This window comes from Cellulomonas sp. P5_C5 (assembly GCF_054049655.1).
The window spans coordinates 1-18118 of sequence record NZ_JBFULY010000047.1 but is presented as its reverse complement, the minus strand read 5'-3'; the positions used below and the strand labels follow the sequence as shown (position 1 = coordinate 18118).

18 protein-coding genes are annotated in these 18118 nt (G+C 71.3%); 14 read left to right on the top strand and 4 right to left on the bottom strand.

Annotation, left to right across the window (positions count from 1 at the left end):
- The 7 genes from ACXJKF_RS21790 to ACXJKF_RS21760 all read left to right on the top strand — a co-directional run.
- On the top strand, positions 1-419 hold a 419-nt coding region (locus ACXJKF_RS21790; protein ID WP_456789836.1), incomplete at its 5' end, for an Hsp70 family protein.
- Entirely contained in the window at positions 416-976 is a 561-nt protein-coding gene (gene grpE, locus ACXJKF_RS21785) for a nucleotide exchange factor GrpE (RefSeq protein WP_456789835.1), read from the top strand. The genes ACXJKF_RS21790 and grpE, both read left to right, overlap by 4 nt.
- Positions 977-1053: 77 nt before the next feature.
- Positions 1054-2022, top strand: coding sequence for a DnaJ C-terminal domain-containing protein (locus ACXJKF_RS21780; RefSeq protein WP_456789834.1), 969 nt, complete (start codon positions 1054-1056; stop codon positions 2020-2022).
- 2 nt (positions 2023-2024) lie between these two features.
- Positions 2025-2447, top strand: a complete 423-nt coding sequence (locus tag ACXJKF_RS21775; RefSeq protein ID WP_456789833.1) for a heat shock protein transcriptional repressor HspR — start codon at positions 2025-2027, stop codon at positions 2445-2447.
- A gap of 40 nt (positions 2448-2487) precedes the next feature.
- Positions 2488-3654, top strand: coding sequence for an aminotransferase class V-fold PLP-dependent enzyme (locus tag ACXJKF_RS21770; RefSeq protein ID WP_456789832.1), 1167 nt, complete (start codon positions 2488-2490; stop codon positions 3652-3654).
- Between the two features lie 219 nt (positions 3655-3873).
- Positions 3874-4860, top strand: coding sequence for an ATP-binding cassette domain-containing protein (locus tag ACXJKF_RS21765; protein ID WP_456789831.1), 987 nt, complete (start codon positions 3874-3876; stop codon positions 4858-4860).
- Positions 4860-5687: an ABC transporter permease gene (locus tag ACXJKF_RS21760; protein WP_456789830.1), complete on the top strand. Its 828-nt coding sequence runs from the start codon at positions 4860-4862 to the stop codon at positions 5685-5687. The genes ACXJKF_RS21765 and ACXJKF_RS21760 overlap by 1 nt, the downstream gene beginning before the upstream one ends.
- Before the next feature lie 38 nt (positions 5688-5725).
- Here the strand turns inward: ACXJKF_RS21760 and ACXJKF_RS21755 are convergent, their stop codons facing one another.
- Positions 5726-8905, bottom strand: a complete 3180-nt coding sequence (locus ACXJKF_RS21755) for a BTAD domain-containing putative transcriptional regulator (RefSeq protein ID WP_456789829.1) — start codon at positions 8903-8905, stop codon at positions 5726-5728.
- Positions 8906-9395: 490 nt separating this feature from the next.
- On the opposite strand from ACXJKF_RS21755, the gene nrdH reads away from it, so the two are divergent.
- The 4 genes from nrdH to nrdF all read left to right on the top strand — a co-directional run bounded on the left by nrdH (position 9396) and on the right by nrdF (position 13312).
- Positions 9396-9641 (top strand): glutaredoxin-like protein NrdH, encoded by a 246-nt coding sequence (gene nrdH, locus ACXJKF_RS21750; protein ID WP_056593797.1) that lies wholly within the window; start codon positions 9396-9398, stop codon positions 9639-9641.
- A gap of 119 nt (positions 9642-9760) precedes the next feature.
- Positions 9761-10177, top strand: a complete 417-nt coding sequence (nrdI, locus tag ACXJKF_RS21745) for a class Ib ribonucleoside-diphosphate reductase assembly flavoprotein NrdI (RefSeq protein WP_456789828.1) — start codon at positions 9761-9763, stop codon at positions 10175-10177.
- Positions 10147-12294: a class 1b ribonucleoside-diphosphate reductase subunit alpha gene (nrdE, locus tag ACXJKF_RS21740; RefSeq protein WP_456789827.1), complete on the top strand. Its 2148-nt coding sequence runs from the start codon at positions 10147-10149 to the stop codon at positions 12292-12294. Before nrdI ends, nrdE begins: the two co-directional genes overlap by 31 nt.
- A 43-nt stretch (positions 12295-12337) precedes the next feature.
- Positions 12338-13312, top strand: a complete 975-nt coding sequence (nrdF, locus tag ACXJKF_RS21735; RefSeq protein ID WP_456789826.1) for a class 1b ribonucleoside-diphosphate reductase subunit beta — start codon at positions 12338-12340, stop codon at positions 13310-13312.
- A gap of 70 nt (positions 13313-13382) precedes the next feature.
- On the opposite strand, the gene ACXJKF_RS21730 is transcribed toward nrdF, so the two are convergent.
- Complete coding sequence (locus ACXJKF_RS21730; RefSeq protein WP_456789825.1) at positions 13383-13847, bottom strand: hypothetical protein; 465 nt, start codon at positions 13845-13847, stop codon at positions 13383-13385.
- 195 nt (positions 13848-14042) lie between these two features.
- Here ACXJKF_RS21730 and ACXJKF_RS21725 point away from each other — a divergent pair, with 195 nt between their 5' ends.
- A complete protein-coding gene (locus ACXJKF_RS21725) occupies positions 14043-14837 on the top strand; it encodes a DUF2510 domain-containing protein (protein WP_456789824.1) in 795 nt (264 codons plus the stop codon).
- 125 nt (positions 14838-14962) lie between these two features.
- Positions 14963-15262 carry a DUF1540 domain-containing protein gene (locus ACXJKF_RS21720; RefSeq protein WP_307494382.1) on the top strand — a complete coding sequence of 100 codons (300 nt, stop codon included), beginning with the start codon at positions 14963-14965 and terminating at the stop codon, positions 15260-15262.
- Positions 15263-15319: 57 nt separating this feature from the next.
- On the opposite strand, the gene ACXJKF_RS21715 is transcribed toward ACXJKF_RS21720, so the two are convergent.
- A complete protein-coding gene (locus ACXJKF_RS21715) occupies positions 15320-16198 on the bottom strand; it encodes a phosphotransferase (protein WP_456789823.1) in 879 nt (292 codons plus the stop codon).
- Positions 16199-16298: 100 nt separating this feature from the next.
- A complete protein-coding gene (locus ACXJKF_RS21710) occupies positions 16299-17102 on the bottom strand; it encodes a hypothetical protein (protein ID WP_456789822.1) in 804 nt (267 codons plus the stop codon).
- A 140-nt stretch (positions 17103-17242) separates the two neighbouring features.
- Between ACXJKF_RS21710 and ACXJKF_RS21705 the strand changes: the two genes are divergently transcribed.
- On the top strand, positions 17243-18118 hold an 876-nt coding region (locus tag ACXJKF_RS21705), incomplete at its 3' end, for a sigma-70 family RNA polymerase sigma factor (RefSeq protein WP_456789821.1).

The following is an 18118-nucleotide window of genomic DNA, read 5'->3' as shown; positions in this document are numbered from 1 at the left end:
GCTCGGCCCTCCCCAAGGAGGACATCGAGCGCATGGTGCGCGAGGCCGAGGAGCACGCCGCCGAGGACAAGGCGCGTCGCGAGGAGGCCGAGACCCGCAACACGGCCGAGCAGCTGGCCTACTCGACCGACAAGCTGCTGGCCGACAACGCGGACAAGCTGCCCGAGGACGTGAAGACCGAGGTGCAGACCGCGGTCACCGAGCTGAAGACGGCGCTCGCGGGCACCGACATCGACGAGGTCAAGGCCAAGCACTCGGCCCTGCTCGCGGTGAGCCAGAAGATCGGCGAGGCGATCTACTCGGCGGACAACATGGCGGCGAACGCGCCGGCCGACGAGCAGCCCGCGGCGGACACCACGTCCGACGAGGACGTCGTGGACGCCGAGATCGTCGACGACGAGGACGAGGCTCGCAAGTGACGACGGGTCCCGACGACGCCAACGAGGAGCTGACCCCCGAGGAGCAGATCCTCGCCGACGCGGAGTCCATCGCGGCCTCCGCCGAGGAGGAGGTCGTGCTCGAGGGGCTCGTCGCCGTCGAGAAGCTGGCGGCCGAGCGGCTCGAGGAGCTGCAGCGGTCGCAGGCGGCCTACTACAACCTCGAGCAGCAGTACTCCGGGTTCGTGAAGCGGTCGAAGGCCGACGCCCTCGCCGCCCACGAGCGCGGTGTGCACACCATCGTGGAGGCGCTCATCCCGGTGCTGGACGACATCGAGCTGGCCCGCCAGCACGGTGACCTCACCGGACCGTTCGTCTCGATCGCGGAGAAGCTCGAGGGCACCCTCGGCCGGTTCGGCGTGGTCCGCTACGGCGAGGCGGGGGAGACGTTCGACCCCGCGGTGCACGAGGCGCTCATGCACTCGCACTCCGCGGACGTCACGGAGTCGACCGTGCAGATGGTGCTCCAGCCGGGGTACCGCACGCCCGACCGGGTCATCCGGGCGGCCCGCGTCGCGGTCGTGGACCCCGAGGCGTAAGAAGCGCAGTAGCGTCCGAGGTCCCGCGTGTCTGTCAGACACGTGGGGCCTCGGACGAACATCAAGGAAGGAGCGGCGTGACCGGTCAGGACTGGCTCGAGAAGGACTTCTACTCGGTCCTCGGCGTCCCCAAGGACGCCGACGCCGCCACCATCAAGAAGGCGTACCGCAAGCTCGCGCGCCAGGAGCACCCGGACCACAACCCGGGGGACGCCAAGGCGGAGGCGCGGTTCAAGGACGTCGGCGAGGCCTACGCGGTGCTGTCCGACCCGGAGCAGCGCGGCCAGTACGACCAGCTGCGTGCCATGGCGGGCGGCCCGCGGTTCACCTCGGGCGGCCGCGGCGGCGCCGGCTTCGAGGACGTCTTCGGCGGCATGTTCGGCGGGGGACAGCCCGGCGGCGGTCGCGTCCGGTACACCAACGCCCCCGGCGGCGCGGCCGGCTTCGAGGACCTGCTCGGCGGGCTGTTCGGCAACGGCGGCGGCGCGGGAGGGTTCGGTCCGCAGCAGGGCGCCGACCTGGCCACCAGCGCGACCCTGCCCTTCCGGCAGGCGGTCGAGGGGTCGACGGTGTCGCTCACCGTCGAGGGCCGCACGGTCAACGCGCGTATCCCCGCGGGGGTCCGCGACGGCCAGAAGATCCGGCTGCGCGGCAAGGGCCGCCCCGGCGCCGGTGGCGGGCCTGCGGGCGACCTCGTCATCACCGTCCGCGTCACCCCGCACCCCGTGTTCACCATCGACGGCGAGAACCTGCGGATCACGGTCCCCGTCGCGTTCGACGAGGCCGCGCTGGGCGCCACGATCGAGGTGCCGACGCTCGACGGGTCGACCGTCCGGGTCAAGGTCCCCGAGGGCACCCCGTCGGGCCGTGTCCTGCGCGTCAAGGGCAAGGGCATCCCCGGCAGCAAGGGCGATCTGCTCATCACCGTCCAGGTCGTCGTGCCGCAGCGGCTCAGTGCCGCCGCCCGCGAGGCCGTCCAGGCGTTCGGCATCGCGACGTCCGGTGAGGACGTGCGCGCAGACCTGCTCGACGCGGCCAAGAAGTAGCCATGCCTGCCGAGGACGCCAAGGTCTACGTCATCTCGGTCGCAGCCGAGCTGGCCGGCATGCACCCGCAGACCCTGCGCCAGTACGACCGGCTCGGTCTGGTCATCCCCAGCCGGGCCAGCGGCCGCGGCCGGCGGTACTCGCTGCGGGACATCGCGACGCTGCGCGAGGTGCAGCGGCTGTCCCAGGACGAGGGCGTCAACCTGGCCGGCATCAAGCGGATCCTCGAGCTCGAGACCGAGCTCGAGCAGCTGAAGCGGCAGGTCGAGTACCTGCGCGCGTTCGTCGACCCGGGCCGCCGCATCTTCACGGCCGACCCCCGCGGCGACGTCGTCGCCGTCAACCGCACAGCCAGCCGCAGCCGCCGACCGACGACGACGGCCGACCGCGCCGCCGTCGTCCTCTGGCGCCCGAGCAGCCGCTGACCCTCGTTCGGCTAGTGTGCGCTGCCTAGACTCCCTGATCGTGACGATCGATCTCGACCGCGCCCGCCGTGACACGCCCGGCATCGACCACGTCGCCCACCTGAACAACGCCGGTGGTGCGCTGCGCCCGAGCGTCGTGACGGACACCGTGGTCGCCCACCTCACGCGCGAGGCGGAGATCGGTCCGTACGAGGCGGAGGCCGAGTCCGAGGCGCGGGTGGCCGACGTGTACGCCTCGGTCGCGCGGCTGGTCGGTGCGCAGGCGGACGAGATCGCGCTGGTGCAGAGCGCGACCGCCGCCTGGAACGTCGCGTTCTCGTCGATCCCGCTCAAGCCCGGCCAGCGCATCCTCACCGCGCGCACCGAGTACATCAGCAACGCGATCGCCCTCCTGCAGGCGTGCGAGCGCTCCGGCGCGACCCTCGAGGTGATCGAGGACGACGAGCACGGCCAGGTCGACCTCGACCGGCTGGAGCGCCGGCTCGACAGCGACGTCGCCCTCGTCGCGCTGACGCACATCCCGACCGGGGGCGGCGTCGTCAATCCCGCGCAGGCGGTGGGCGCCCTCACCAGGAGGGCCGGCGTCCCGTTCCTGCTCGACGCGTGCCAGTCGGTCGGCCAGCTCGACGTCGACGTCGAGACCCTCGGCTGTGACCTGCTCGCCGCCACGGGCCGCAAGTTCCTGCGCGGACCGCGCGGCACCGGCTTCCTGTACGCGAGCCGTGCGATCACCGACAGCCTGGTGCCGCCCGTCCTCGGCCTCGGCGCGGCCCGGTGGACGTCGCCGACGTCCTACGAGGTGGTCCCGGGCGCCCTGCGGTTCGAGACGTGGGAACGGTCGATCGCCGACATCCTGGGTCTCGGTGCGGCCGTCGACTACGCGCTCTCCTACGGTTTGGCGCAGATCGAGGAGCGTGTCACCGGCCTCGCAGAACGGCTGCGCGAGGACCTGTCCCAGACCCTCGGCGTCACGGTGCGCGACAAGGGGGTGCGCAAGTCCGGCATCGTCACCTTCACGGTCGACGGGATGCGTGCCGACGAGGTCCGCGCCCGGGTCGCCGCCGCGGGCGTGAACGTCAGCGTCACCCGCATCTCGTCGGCCCAGCTCGACTTCGGTGCCCGCGGCCTCACGGAGGTCGTCCGTGCGAGCCCGCACTACTACACGTCCGACGACGAGCTGGACCGCCTGCTCGCGGCGCTGCGCTGACCTGCAACGTCCGAGCATCTGGCCGTTCCAGCGCTCACTTCCTCGGACATCCCGGTCGATCACGAGCAGCGTCCGAGGATGTGGTTGCTCCGGCGCTCACTTCCTCGGACGTCCGCAGGATCGGTGCTCGGGGCGCTCGAATCGGCGGACGTCGCGCCGACACCGGCCGTGTCAGCCGCGTGTCGGTGGGCTGTCAGCGCGCCCCTCCACGCTGGAGCCATGACACAAGACCTGGTGATCGAGGCCGAAGGCCTCGTCAAGCACTTCGGCGAGACGAAGGCCCTCCAGGGCGTCGATCTCGCCGTCGCTCGCGGCACCGTCCTCGGTGTGCTCGGCCCCAACGGTGCCGGCAAGACGACGGCGGTCCGCATCCTGTCCACCCTGCTCGTCCCCGACTCCGGCCACGCCCGCATCGGCGGTTTCGACGTGGTCAAGGACGCCGAGCGCGTCCGGCAGTCGATCGGCCTCACCGGCCAGTACGCGTCCGTCGACGAGGACCTCTCCGGCCGCCAGAACCTCGTCCTGTTCGGCACGCTGCTGGACCTCGGCCGCGCCGGCGCCCGTGCCCGCGCCGCCGAGCTGCTGGAGTGGTTCGACCTGACTGCGGCCGCGGACCGCCCGGCCAAGACGTACTCGGGTGGCATGCGTCGCCGGCTCGACCTGGCCGCGAGCCTCGTCGGCCGCCCGGACGTGATCTTCCTCGACGAGCCGACGACCGGCCTGGACCCCGCCAAGCGCGAGGACATGTGGGACGTCGTGCGCTCGCTGGTCACGGACGGCTCGACCGTCCTGCTGACGACGCAGTACCTGGAGGAGGCGGACGCGCTCGCCGACGAGATCACGGTCATCGACCACGGTCGCGTCATCGCGCACGACACCCCCKAGGGGCTGAAGCGCGTGGTCGGCGGGCAGACGCTCGAGGTGCGCCCGTCGGACCTGACGCGCCTGGAGGAGGCCGCGACCATCCTGGGCCACGTGTCGACGGGCACCGGCGGGCCGGAGGAGATCCGCAAGGGCGTCCTCGCGGTCCCCGTCGCCGACGACTCGGCGCTCACCGCCACGGTGTCCCGCCTGGCGAGCGCCGGGATCGGCGTCACCRAGCTGTCCCTGCACCTGCCCAGCCTGGACGAGGTGTTCTTCTCCCTCACCGGCCGCACGGCCTCTGAGGACGACACGACCGGCACGACCGAGAAGGAGGTGGCCTGATGACCACGCTCACGCAGCCCCGAGCCCCGCGTCTGGCCCCCACGTCGGCCGCGACCGCCACCCACAAGCCGTTCCCGCTGGTCCGGCACTCGCTGTCGCTGGCGAAGCGCAGCCTGATCAAGACGTGGCGGACGCCCGAGGCGCTCATCGACGTCACGCTGCAGCCGGCGATCTTCCTCGTGATCTTCGTCTACATCTTCGGCGGCGCGGTGGCGGGTGACACCCACACCTACCTGCAGTTCCTGCTGCCGGGCATCCTGGCGCAGACCATCGCGCAGGGCGCGATCGCGATCGGGGTCAACCTCAACACCGACCTGGACAAGGGCATCTTCGACCGCTTCAAGTCGCTGCCCATCCCGCGGTCGTCGCCGCTGATCGGCGCCGTGCTCGGGGACGTGGTCCGCTACGTGATCGTCATCCTGTCGACGTTCATCGTCGGGTACCTGATGGGCTTCCGGATCCTCACCGACCCGCTGAGCGCGGTCGCCGGCTGCCTGCTCGCCGTGCTGTTCGCCCTGTGCCTGAGCTGGGTCTCCGTGTTCGTCGGGATGAAGGTCCGGACCTCCGGCGCGGTGCAGGGGATCATGTTCCTCATCATCATGCCGCTGAGCTTCGCGTCGAACGTGTTCGTCCCCGCCGCGACGCTGCCCAGCTGGATGCAGAACTTCGTGGCGTGGAACCCGCTGACCCACCTGGTCGCGGCGATGCGCGGCCTGTTCCTCGGCACGCCGATGGGTGACAGCGTCTACTGGACGCTGGCGTGGTGCGTCGGGCTGGTCGCGGTGTTCCTGCCGCTGGCCATGCGCGCGTACCGCCGCAAGGTCTGACGACACCGCACCGACGCCGGCTGGGACGGGGAACCGTCTCAGCCGGCGTCGTGCGTCAGCTCCCGCACCCGTGCGGCTGCCTGCGCCGGGCGCAGGGCCTGCCACTGCGTGAGCAGCGCGCCCCGGGCGGTGCCGTCGCCCACCGGCTCGGCCTTCGACCCGCCCAGGCCCAGCTGGAAGTAGGGCACGAGGTTGGCGCCGAGCCGCGTGCCGAGGGCCCACAGCTCGTGTGCGCGGTCGTCCTCGCCCCGGTAGGCGGCCAGCTCCGCGAAGCCGAGCGCGTAGGTCCCGAGCACGGGCATGTCGCTGGTCACGGCCGCGTCGGCCCCCGCCGCCCGGAGCAGCTCGACCGCGCGGTCCACCGAGGCCGTGGTGTGCTCGCCGGGCAGCGCCGCGACGTGCAGGTGCGTGACGGCGACGGCGACGAGGAACACGACGCGTGCCTGGTGCATGGGGACGCGCGTGGCGGTGACCAGCGCTGCCGCCGCCTCGGCGTGGTCGATCGCCTCTTGCACCCGTCCCGCCTGCGACGCCACCTGCGCCAGGCCGAGGTGGGCCTGCGCGGCGTCCACGTCGTCCGCCTGCATGGAGGTCGTCACCTCGCGCAGCTGTGCCGTGGCCTGCTCGTCGCCCGCCAGCGCGCGCTGCATGTCCAGCTGGACCCGGAGGCTGCGCACGTCCTGCATGGCACCGACCAGCTCGAGGTGCTCCAGGCTCTCCCGCAGCCACCGCTCGGAGTCACCGCCGTTGCGCGCGCTCTCCCACTGGCCGATGCCCTGCGCCGCCATCCCCATGCCCCAGTGGTCGCCGATGGACTGGAACCGGCGGTACGCCTCGCGCGCGTCGGCACTGGACATCGACGGGTCGCCGGCGTTCTCCCGCACCGCGGCACGCATGAAGAGCCCGAGGCCCTGCAGGAAGTCGTCGTCGGCCTCGACCATCCGCTGCGCCGCGGCCAGGCTCTGGTCGACGTCGGGGGAGCCGAGCGCGGGCAGGGTCGCGGCGAGCGCGCGCATCCGCGGGGACACCTCCGCCGGCCGGTCGGCGAGCACGCGCCGGATCGCGCGCCACGCCAGCGCGACGGGACGCTGCGAGGTGGCGACGCCGGCGTTGACTGCCGCGAAGACGCCGGCGGTGGTCACCCGGTCGGCGTCGGGCAGCGCCCGACCCGCCGCGGCACCCTGGAACAGGGTCGACGCCCGGCGCGCGGCCGGGTCGTCGGCGTGCAGGAGCCGCATCGCCCACTCGACGCACTCGACGTGCAGCCCGCGGATGCTCCAGAGGTGGAACAGCGCGCTGGCGATGTCGACGGCACCGGGTTCGTCCCCGTGGTCGACGGCCCACCGCAGCGCGGCGACGAAGGTCTCCTGCTCGGTGGCGCAGCGGTCGAACGCGACCAGCTGCCCGGCGCCGACGAAGTCCGCACCGAGCCGGGCCGCGGTCGCGGCCGCCCAGCGGACCAGCCCGGCCATGGCCGCGGGCCGCTCGCCGGCGACGTCGAGCCGCACCTCGCCGTACTCCCGGACCGTCTCGAGCATCCGGTAGCGCGCCAGCCCGCCGTCGTCCTCGTCGAGCGTGAGCAGCGACTGCTCGACGAGGGTGGCGAGCCCTCGTCGGACTCCCGCGGGATGCGCACCCGACACCGCGACGGCTGTCTCCGCCGTGAACGACGTCGGCACGACGGCCAGCCGCTGGACCAGCGCACGGTCGGACGGGTCGAGCAGCTCCCGGCTCCAGTCGACCATCGCCCACAGGCTGGCATGCCGCTCGGGCAGCCCGCGCAGGGCGTCGTCGAGCAGCGCGAACCGGTCCGACAGGCCGTCGAGCACGTCCTCGACGGTCATGGACCGCAGGCGTGCCGCGGCCAGCTCGAGCGCGAGCGGGAGGTTGTCCAGCCGGTGGCACAGCTCCAGAGCGCGGTCCGGCTGCCAGCCCACGCCCGCCCGCCCGGCGCGTGCCCGCGTCTCCAGCAGCTCGAGCGCGTCGGCGTCGGGCAGGGCCCGCAGCCGGTGCACGCCCTCGCCCACCAGGCCGAGGGGAGCACGGCTCGTGGCCAGCACGACGACGTCGGGGGAGGCGACGGACAGCAGGTCGCCGACGACCACCGCGGCGGCGTCGAGCACGTGCTCGCAGTTGTCGAGCACGATCAGCCCGTCGAGGTCCTGGGCGGCGAGCCGCAACCGGTCCTCCGGGGTCAGGAGCCGGCGCTCGGTCGTCAGGTCCGCGCGCGCGGCGCTCACGTCCGACCCGCCGATCGCGGCGAGCACGGTGGGCAGCACCTCGGTGGGCGCGCGCAGACCGGCCAGCTCGACGACCCGCACCGAGCGCCCAGCGGCGACCGCGCGGCGCGCGACCTCGCCGGCCAGCCGGGTCTTGCCGGCCCCGCCCGTCGCGACGATGGTCACGAGCGGCCCCTGCCCGAGCGCGCTCTCGACCTGCGTGAGGTCGTCGTCGCGGCCGACCAGCGCGGTCGCCGGCCGGCGCCAGGGGGCAGGCAGCGCGACGACGGCGCGGCTCGGCGCGGCGGGCTCGGACGCCAGCTCTCCGCGCAGCAGCGCGAGGTGGGCCTGGGCGACGACGGGCGACGGGTCGGTGCCGTACCGGTCGGCGAGCTCGGAGCGCAGGTGCTCGACCACCTCGAGCGCCTCGGCGTCGCGGCCCTGCGCGGCGAGCACGCGGACCAGGAGGGCGACCAGCGGCTCGTCGGGCGGCGTCCGCAGCGCGCAGCGCCGCAGGTCCTCMACGAGGTCGTCGACGCGACCGAGCGCGAGCCCGGCCTCGGCCTGCAGCGTCACCACGCCGGCGAGCAGGTGCGCGGTCGCCGGGTCGTCGAGGTCGGGGACCCCCGGGAGCAGCGCGCGGGCCTGCCGGCCGAGGTCCTGGGCGTGCGCGGCCTCGCCCGAGCGCAGAGCGTCCCGGCCGCTCGCGAGCAGGTCCTCGGCGTCGACGACGTCGATCTGCAGACCGTCCGTCGGCAGGCGGTAGCCGCCGGGGGCCGTCTCGATCGCGAACCCCAGCCGTCGGGCGCGCGAGACGAGCGCCTGCACCGCCCCGGCCGCGTCGTCGGGCGGGATGCCCTCCCACACGTCCTCGACGAGCGCCGCCGACGACACCCCCCGCCCGCGGGCGTCGAGGAGCGCCCCGACGAGGGCCACCAGGCGGTCGCCGCGGACGGGGCGACCGTCGACGGCGAGCGCCCCGAGCGTGGTGATCTGCACGGGGACAGCATCCCGCACGACGGTGACAGCGGGTCCCGTCAGCCGTTCGGGTACATGTCCCCGACGGGGTCCTGGCGTGTCGTGCGCATCGGTTCTGGCGTGTCGTGCACGGCATTCACGACGAACCGGACAGTGCGGGTGTGGACTGCCTGTGGAGCACCTTGTGGGCGCCGGACGGCCCCCTGTGGATGCCTGTGCACGGCGGTGCATCGGCGCTGGTCGGGGGCTGTGTCAGTGGTGCGCGGTAGCCTGGAACTTCTCCACAGGGTGAAGAATGACACGCTTGTCACTACAACCCCTAGTGGTCCGTTGCGTGTGGGACCCCTAGGTGTAGTGTCTAGTCACGACGCAGTGCAGAGAACTTCACAAGGGTCTCAGCGCAGTCGCAGCGTGAATCAGGTCCGGAAGACGGGCCCTTCAGCTTCAGAGAGACACAGCTTCGCGAACGCTCCGGGGGGAGCGTGCCGCAGACAGGACACGGGGAGCCACCATGACGATCACGGTCTACAGCAAGCCGGCGTGCGTGCAGTGCACCGCGACCTACCGCGCGCTCGACAAGCTCGACACCGACTACACGGTGGTCGACATCAGCGAGGACGCCGACGCGCGTGACTACGTCATGTCGCTCGGTCACCTCCAGGCCCCCGTCGTGATCGTCGACGGCGAGCACTGGTCGGGCTACCGCCCCGACCGCATCAAGGCGCTGGCCGACCGACTGGCCACGGCAGTCGCCTGACGGAGACTCCCCGGATCGGCGCTGGTCTCGACACCGCGCCGGTTCGGCGGGCTCTTCTGCGCCCGCACGGCGTCTTCACGTGAGCACCACGCACGACCCGAGGTGAGGGGAACCGRCCGATGAGCTCCCTGGTCTACTTCTCCTCCGCCTCGGACAACACCCACCGATTCGTGCAGAAGCTCGGTCTGTCGGCGCAGCGCATCCCGTTGCGTCCGACAGACCCGTTCCTGCACGCCTCCGAGCCGTACGTGCTGATCCTGCCGACGTACGGCGGAGGTAACGAAGGTGGCGCAGTACCGAAGCAGGTCATCAAGTTCCTCAACGACGAGGACAACCGTGCGCTGATCCGCGGAGTCATCGCGGCCGGCAACACCAACTTCGGCGAGAAGTACTGCATCGCGGGGGACATCATCGCGGCCAAGTGCCACGTCCCCTACCTGTATGGCTTCGAGCTCATGGGGACGACAGAGGACGTGCACAACGTCCGCGAGGGATTGGGAAGATTTTGGCAACGACAGTCGCAGATACCCGCGTAGAGACGTCGGGCCTGGATTACCACGCCCTCAACGCCATGCTGAACCTGTACGGCGCGGACGGTGAGATCCAGTTCGACAAGGACCGTGAGGCGGCGCGCGCGTACTTCCTGCAGCACGTCAACCAGAACACGGTCTTCTTCCACGACCTCAACGAGAAGCTCGACTACCTGGTCGAGAACAAGTACTACGACCCCGAGGTCCTCGGGCAGTACGACCGCGCGTTCATCAAGACGCTCTTCGAGTACGCGTACTCCAAGAAGTTCCGCTTCCAGACGTTCCTCGGCGCGTTCAAGTACTACACGTCGTACACGCTGAAGACGTTCGACGGGAAGCGGTACCTGGAGCGCTTCGAGGACCGCGTCTGCATGGTCGCCCTCGCCCTGGCGGAGGGAAACCAGGACTTCGCGATCTCCCTGGTCGACGAGATCGTCTCCGGCCGCTTCCAGCCGGCCACGCCGACGTTCCTCAATCTCGGCAAGGCGCAGCGCGGCGAGCCCGTCTCCTGCTTCCTGCTGCGCATCGAGGACAACATGGAGTCCATCGCGCGCGGCATCAACTCCGCCCTGCAGCTGTCCAAGCGCGGCGGCGGCGTGGCGCTCCTGCTCAGCAACATCCGCGAGCACGGCGCGCCCATCAAGCACATCGAGAACCAGAGCTCGGGCGTCATCCCCGTGATGAAGCTCCTCGAAGACTCGTTCTCGTACGCCAACCAGCTCGGTGCCCGCCAGGGTGCCGGGGCCGTGTACCTGCACGCGCACCACCCGGACATCTACCGGTTCCTCGACACCAAGCGCGAGAACGCCGACGAGAAGATCCGCATCAAGACCCTCTCGCTGGGCGTCGTCATCCCGGACATCACGTTCGAGCTGGCGAAGAAGAACGAGCCCATGTACCTGTTCTCGCCGTACGACGTCGAGCGCGTGTACGGGGTGCCGTTCGCGGACATCAACGTCACCGAGAAGTACTACGAGATGGTCGACGACGCGCGGATCAAGAAGACCAAGATCAGCGCGCGCGAGTTCTTCCAGACGCTCGCGGAGCTGCAGTTCGAGTCCGGCTACCCGTACGTCATGTTCGAGGACACGGTGAACCGGGCCAACCCGATCGCCGGCAAGATCACGCACTCGAACCTGTGCTCGGAGATCCTGCAGGTCTCGACGCCGTCGGAGTACAACGAGGACCTCTCGTACAAGACGGTCGGCCGCGACATCTCCTGCAACCTCGGCTCGATGAACATCGCGCTGTCGATGGACTCGCCCGACTTCGGCAAGTCCGTCGAGACCGCGATCCGTGCCCTGACCGGTGTCTCCGACCAGACGGACATCGAGTCGGTCCCGTCGATCAAGAAGGCGAACGCCGGCGGCCACGCCATCGGCCTCGGCCAGATGAACCTGCACGGCTACCTGGCCCGCGAGCGCATCTTCTACGGGTCCGACGAGGGCCTCGACTTCACCAACATCTACTTCTACACGGTGGCGTACCACGCCATCCGTGCGTCGAACCTGCTCGCGCAGGAGCGCCAGCAGAAGTTCTTCGGGTTCGAGGACTCCAAGTACGCGACGGGCGAGTACTTCGAGAAGTACACGGAGAAGGAGTGGAAGCCGAAGACGGCCCGCATCGAGGCGCTGTTCGCCGAGGCCGGCGTGCACATCCCGACACAGGACGACTGGCGTGCGCTTGCCGAGCTCGTGAAGGAGCACGGCATCTACAACCAGAACCTCCAGGCCGTCCCGCCGACGGGCTCGATCTCGTACATCAACCACTCGACGAGCTCGATCCACCCGATCGCGTCGAAGATCGAGATCCGCAAGGAAGGCAAGATCGGCCGCGTCTACTACCCGGCGCCGTTCATGACGAACGACAACCTGGAGTACTACCAGGACGCGTACGAGATCGGCTACGAGAAGGTCATCGACACCTACGCCGAGGCGACGCAGCACGTCGACCAGGGCCTGTCGCTGACCCTGTTCTTCAAGGACACGGCCACCACCCGGGACCTGAACAAGGCGCAGATCTACGCCTGGCGCAAGGGCATCAAGACGATCTACTACATCCGCCTGCGCCAGCTTGCACTCGAGGGCACCGAGGTCGAGGGCTGCGTCTCGTGCATGCTCTGACCACTTCTCTGGATTCTCTGAACGACACGAAGGAAGCACTCCGATGAGCGAGAAGCTCAAGCTCGTCAGCCGCGTCTCCGCGATCAACTGGAACCGGCTCGACGACGACAAGGACGCGGACGTCTGGGACCGCCTCGTCGGCAACTTCTGGCTGCCGGAGAAGGTCCCGGTCTCCAACGACGTGCAGTCGTGGGCCACGCTGACGGAGCAGGAGAAGACGCTCACGATGCGCGTCTTCACCGGCCTGACCCTCCTGGACACCATCCAGGGCACGGTCGGCGCCGTCTCGCTGATCCCGGACGCGATCACGCCGCACGAGGAGGCCGTCTACACGAACATCGCGTTCATGGAGTCGGTGCACGCCAAGTCGTACAGCTCGATCTTCTCGACGCTGTGCTCCACCAAGGAGATCGACGAGGCGTTCCGCTGGTCGGAGGAGAACCCGAACCTGCAGCGCAAGGCCGAGATCGTCATGGACTACTACCGCGGCGACTCGCCCCTGAAGCGGAAGGTCGCCAGCACCCTGCTGGAGTCGTTCCTCTTCTACTCGGGCTTCTACCTGCCGATGTACTGGTCCAGCCGCGCCAAGCTCACCAACACGGCCGACCTCATCCGCCTGATCATCCGCGACGAGGCCGTGCACGGGTACTACATCGGCTACAAGTACCAGAAGGGCCTCGAGAAGCTGTCGGCCGCCGAGAAGGCGGAGCTCAAGGACTACACGTTCGAGCTCCTCTTCGAGCTGTACGACAACGAGGTCGAGTACACGCAGGACCTCTACGACGGCGTCGGCCTGACCGAGGACGTCAAGAAGTTCCTGCGCTACAACGCCAACAAGGCCCTGATGAACCTCGGCTACGAGTCGCTCTTCCCGCGCGACGAGACCGACGTGAACCCGGCGATCCTGTCGGCCCTGTCCCCGAACGCCGACGAGAACCACGACTTCTTCTCCGGGTCCGGCTCGTCGTACGTCATCGGCAAGGCCGTCAACACCGAGGACGACGACTGKGACTTCTGACCCGTCGCCCACCGCACACGAACGGCCGGCCCCCTGGGGGGTCGGCCGTTCGGTCGTTTCTCGGCGCCTCCTAGAGCAGCGGCCCGCCGCGCTCGACCATCACCGGGCCGCCGATCGGCTCGGCGGCGTCCGGCACGTCGCGGTACCGGTGGGCGACGACGATGCTCGCCCTGCCCCGGTCCGACGCCTCCACGAACACGGCGTCCTGCCGCTGACCGTCCAGCGTCAGGTACCCGTCCCACGCGATCGCGGCGCGGACGGCGGTGGGCGCGGACCTGACCTCGTCACGGGCGTGCTGCTGCGCTGCCGACAGCTCGTCCATGAAGCGGTGGAGGGCCCGCTCCCCGTCGGCGTTCTCGATGATCGCGAAGGGGATGAGGGGACCGCCCTCGGGCACGACCGAGTGGACCGCGTGACCGAGCGCGAGCTCGGCGAGGGCCATGAGCTCCTCGGACGGTCCGCTCTCGGTGCTCGGCGCCGCCGACGGGGGAGCCGCGGGTGCGGGGGCAGGAGAATGACGACGGAAAAGACTCATGGCACTGTGTCGGCCGCGCGTCCGTCCGGCTTGAGCGTGGGCCAGGTTGAACCCGTGACGTCGCGCCACGGGGGCGTGCGAGGGCGGTAGGGCGACGCACTCGTCCTGACCCGGCACTCAACCTCGCGCGACGAACGGCCGATTCCTCTGCGGAACCGGCCGTCGCCGTCGGAGCCCTCAAGCACAGGAGCCCCCGTGGACGCAGTCGCACCGAGCTGGTATCCGGACCCGCAGCGGGACGGGATGCTCCGGTGGTGGGACGGCGCGCGCTGGACCGAGCACGTGCAGCCGGCGCGAGCCGCGGGCAAGCCGGTCCTCGGGCAGGAGGTCACCGGGGGGATCGGGCCGGTCACCTGGTACGGACCGAACGAGCAGCTGACCCACGCCTACCCGCCGGTCACCGACGAGCGGTACGCCGGTTCACCGCTCGCCGCGCTGCTGGCCGAGCAGGCACGCGCGGCGGGGGGAGACACGCGGGTGTCGGCCGAGCACCAGGCAGCCGTCGAGGCCGTCCACCAGCTCCGCACGAAGGGCGGGGTGCTCGGCTCCCTCGCGGGGTTCGGCGAGCAGCTTCTCGTCGACGCGATCAACGACGCGCTGCCGGCCGGGTCGCGACCTGCGGTGGCCGCCCCCGGTCCCGACGGGATCACCCCCTACGGTGCAGCCTGGTCGCCAGCCGGTCCCGCGCCGGCGGGGGACGCCGGGATCGCGGCGCCGAGCCCGTGGACCCGGCCCGACGCCGGCCAGGTCCACCTGCAGGCCGCGAGCGTGGCGGTCCGGGGCGCGGCGACGGTCGTCGGGATGTGGGGCCTGATCTGCAGCCTCGGTGCGTCGCTGCTGGTCACGCTGGTCGGCGTCGTCATTGCCGTCGCGCTGCCGACCGGTGACGGAGCCGGTTGGCTCGTCTGGATGTTCCCGCTGGTCGGTGCCGTCGGCGTCGTGCTCGCCGTCAAGGAGCTCGTCAGCCGGGTGCGGTCGTCCCGGACGTAAGGCGAGCCTCACCTGGATTGTGCCTCTGACCTGCGGGTAAGTCAGGCCTTCCTTGCTAGGCAGGGTGCGTGGGACGGGTCTACCGTCGAAGGAAGCACGCACGTCCCGCCCCCACGGAGGTCGACATGAGCACCCTGATGGACATGCCCGCAGTCGCCGAGTGTTCGGTCGCCGGCTGCTCGTACAACGACCACTCCCACTGCCACGCCGCCGCCGTGAACATCGGCGGCACCACGGGCGACGCGCAGTGCACCACGTTCTTCCCGCTCGGCACCAAGGGCGGTCTCGACAAGGTGATCACCCACGTCGGCGCCTGCCAGCGCGCCGAGTGCGTGCACAACACGTCGCTCGAGTGCACCGCGGAGTCCATCCGCGTCGGCGCCGGCCACGAAGAGGCGGACTGCCTCACGTTCAGCGCCCGCTGACCCCACGCACGACGACGGCCGCCCCGCTGACCGGGGCGGCCGTCGTCGTTCCTGCGATCAGGGGTGCGAGGCGACCTGGACCAGGTCCCGGACCAGCACCGCGGCGGCGGGGACCAGCTCACGCTCGCCGGGGACCAGCGAGGGATCCTGGGCGCGCAGGGCAGCCGCCGTGTCCAGCTCGGCCACCGGGTCGACGTCCGTGGCCGTGAGGAACGCTGCCAGGAGCGCCCGGGCCGCCTGCGAGTACACGCCGCCGGCGTCGACGGCGACCTCGGCGATGATCAGGGCGGTCAGGGAGACGTCCAGCTCCGCGGTGCCCGAACGGGCGTTGGCCCAGTCGACCAGCGCAGGCCCGTGCGTCTCGGTGAGGAACACGTTGCCCGGGTGCAGGTCGAGGTGGACGACCACCGGGCCGGACGGGACCTGAGGCCACGCGCCGTCCTCGTCCTGCCTCCACCCGGCGGGCGCCGGGATCGCGTGGAGCCGGGTGTGCAGGTCGTGCAGGATGCGGGCCGCGTCGGACAGGGACACCTCGCCGGCCGCGAGCGCCTGCAAGAGCGTCGGACCGTGCAGCCGCTCCATGACCAGGTCGGGTCCGCTGGCCTCGAGGACGGCGGGGGCGGGGAAGTCGTGCGCGACGACGTGCCGCAGCAGGATCACCTCGGGGCAGGCGTCGGCACCGGAGCGGTAGCGGCGCAGCACGTGCAGGTCGTCGAGGGCGAACACGTCGGCGGTCGTGCCGGAGGCGAGGAGCGGGCCGGGTTCGGCGGAGGCGGCGAGGGCCTCGTCGACGGGAGGGAGGGGCTGGTCGGCGGGCACGGTCGACCGGCGGTCGGGCTGGGTGGGGAGGTCGGGCGGGTACGACTCAGCGACCTCAGCGGCCCTTCGTTCTGAAGGCGTCGTGGGGTCGCTCGGAGCAAGTCCAGCGCTGTTCATGGATCGACGGTAGACGCATTCGCCCGAGATGTCCCCCGTCGACTACCGAGAAGTCCCTGACCTGCGCTTTACCTCCTCGACACCTGTCGAGAACAGCGGGTCAGGGCCGCGCGACCCGGTCGAGCATCCGCAGCGCCTGCTCGTGGGTGCTCGGCAGCGGCTCGATCCAGACGCGGACGGGCTGCCGCGTCGACGCCTGGACCTTGAGCAGCTCGCAGCGGCGGGCGATCTCCTGGTGCAGTGCCTCGAGCGGCGGGTGCGGGTCCTCGTCGGCGCGTGCCAGGACGGCGAAGACGCCGCCGCCCAGCGTCGCCATCGGGTGCCCGTCGCCGTAGGTCACGGTCATGGCGGCGCCCACCGCGGCGGACCGGGCGGCCCGGGTGAACGGGTCGACGTCCCCCGTCGCGACGTCGATGATCACCAGGTGGTGCCCGAGGTCGGTCACGGTGCGTGCGCGCTGGGTGGGCAGCGCCGCGTCGCGGTAGGTCTCGGCGAGCCGGAGCGCCAGGTACTGACGGCTCGGCAGCCCGGACTCCGGGTCCGTCGCGGCGCCGAAGACGACGGCGCCGGCCTGGGCGTCGGCCCAGCCCTCGCACAGGGCGCGCAGGACCGGCATCGGCGGCTCGTTGGCGCCGAGGGTCCGGTACAGGCAGGCCAGGTCGTCCAGCGCCTCACCGATCCCGACGCCGTCATGGCCCCGGGCCTGGCCCAGCTCCCCGGCGGCGGCGGCGGTGTCCCCTGTCGTGAGCAGGGCGGTGGCGAGCCCGTCGACCGCCGGGTGGTACCAGTCGGACGGTCGGAGCCAGACCGACCCGACGCTCTCGTCGCGCCAGCGTTCCCGCAGCGTCGAGGGCATCGCGTCCGTCGGGAAGGCGGCGTTGTTTGACCCTGAGTTGATCGTCACGCTGGATGAGAGGACAACACCTGTCGGGTGTGACGCCACTCGGGCGGCTTTTCACCCGGCGAACTTTCACCCTGCTTATGTGGAAACGCCGCATATGGCAGGCTGTGCCGTCGGACGAGGAATGCCGACGGGAGCCGTTCGTGTCAGCAAGCACGCAGCTGGACAGCGGTGTCACCGGGGACGCGGAGCTGATTGCCTCTGCGCGCTCCGGAGACACTGCTGCCATCGGCGCGCTCTACGAGCGCCACGCGGGCGCTGCCTGGGTGGTCGCCCGGCAGTACTCGGACTCCCCGGAGGACGCGGACGACGTCGTCGCCGACTCGTTCACCGCCGTCTTCGGTGCCATCGAGCGGGGCAACGGACCCGAGGCGGCGTTCCGCGCGTACMTCTTCACCGTCGTGCGTCGGGTGGCGGGACTGCGGCGCGAGAAGAACCGACGCGTCCAGCCGACCGACGACATCGCCGTCCTCGAGGCGGGGACCGCCCTGGCCGGCACCGCGGAGGAGCCTGCGCTCGCCGGCTTCGAGCGCGGGGTGGTCGCGCGCGCGTTCCACTCGCTGCCCGAGCGGTGGCAGGCCGTGCTCTGGCACACCGAGGTCGAGGGCCTGACGCCCGCGGAGATCGCACCCATCCTCGGGCTGACCGCGAACGGCACGGCCGCGCTGGCGTACCGGGCGCGGGAGGGCCTGCGCCAGGCGTACCTGCAGCAGCACCTGCAGGACCCCCTCGACGACGGGTGCCGGAACGTCGCCGGCAAGCTCGGCGCCTACGTCCGCGGCGGGCTGGGCACGCGGGAGACCGGGCAGGTCGAGGCGCACCTCGAGGAGTGCGGCACCTGTCGTGGTCTCGTGCTCGAGCTGGGCGACGTCAACCACGGCATGCGCGCCGTCATCGCACCCCTCGTGCTCGGCCTCCTCGGGCTCGGCGCCCTCGGCGTCCTGCTGCCCGTGGGCGGCGGTCTCGCGGCCGGCGCCGCCGCGGCTGCCGCAGCCGGTGGCGCCGGTGCGGGTGCCGGT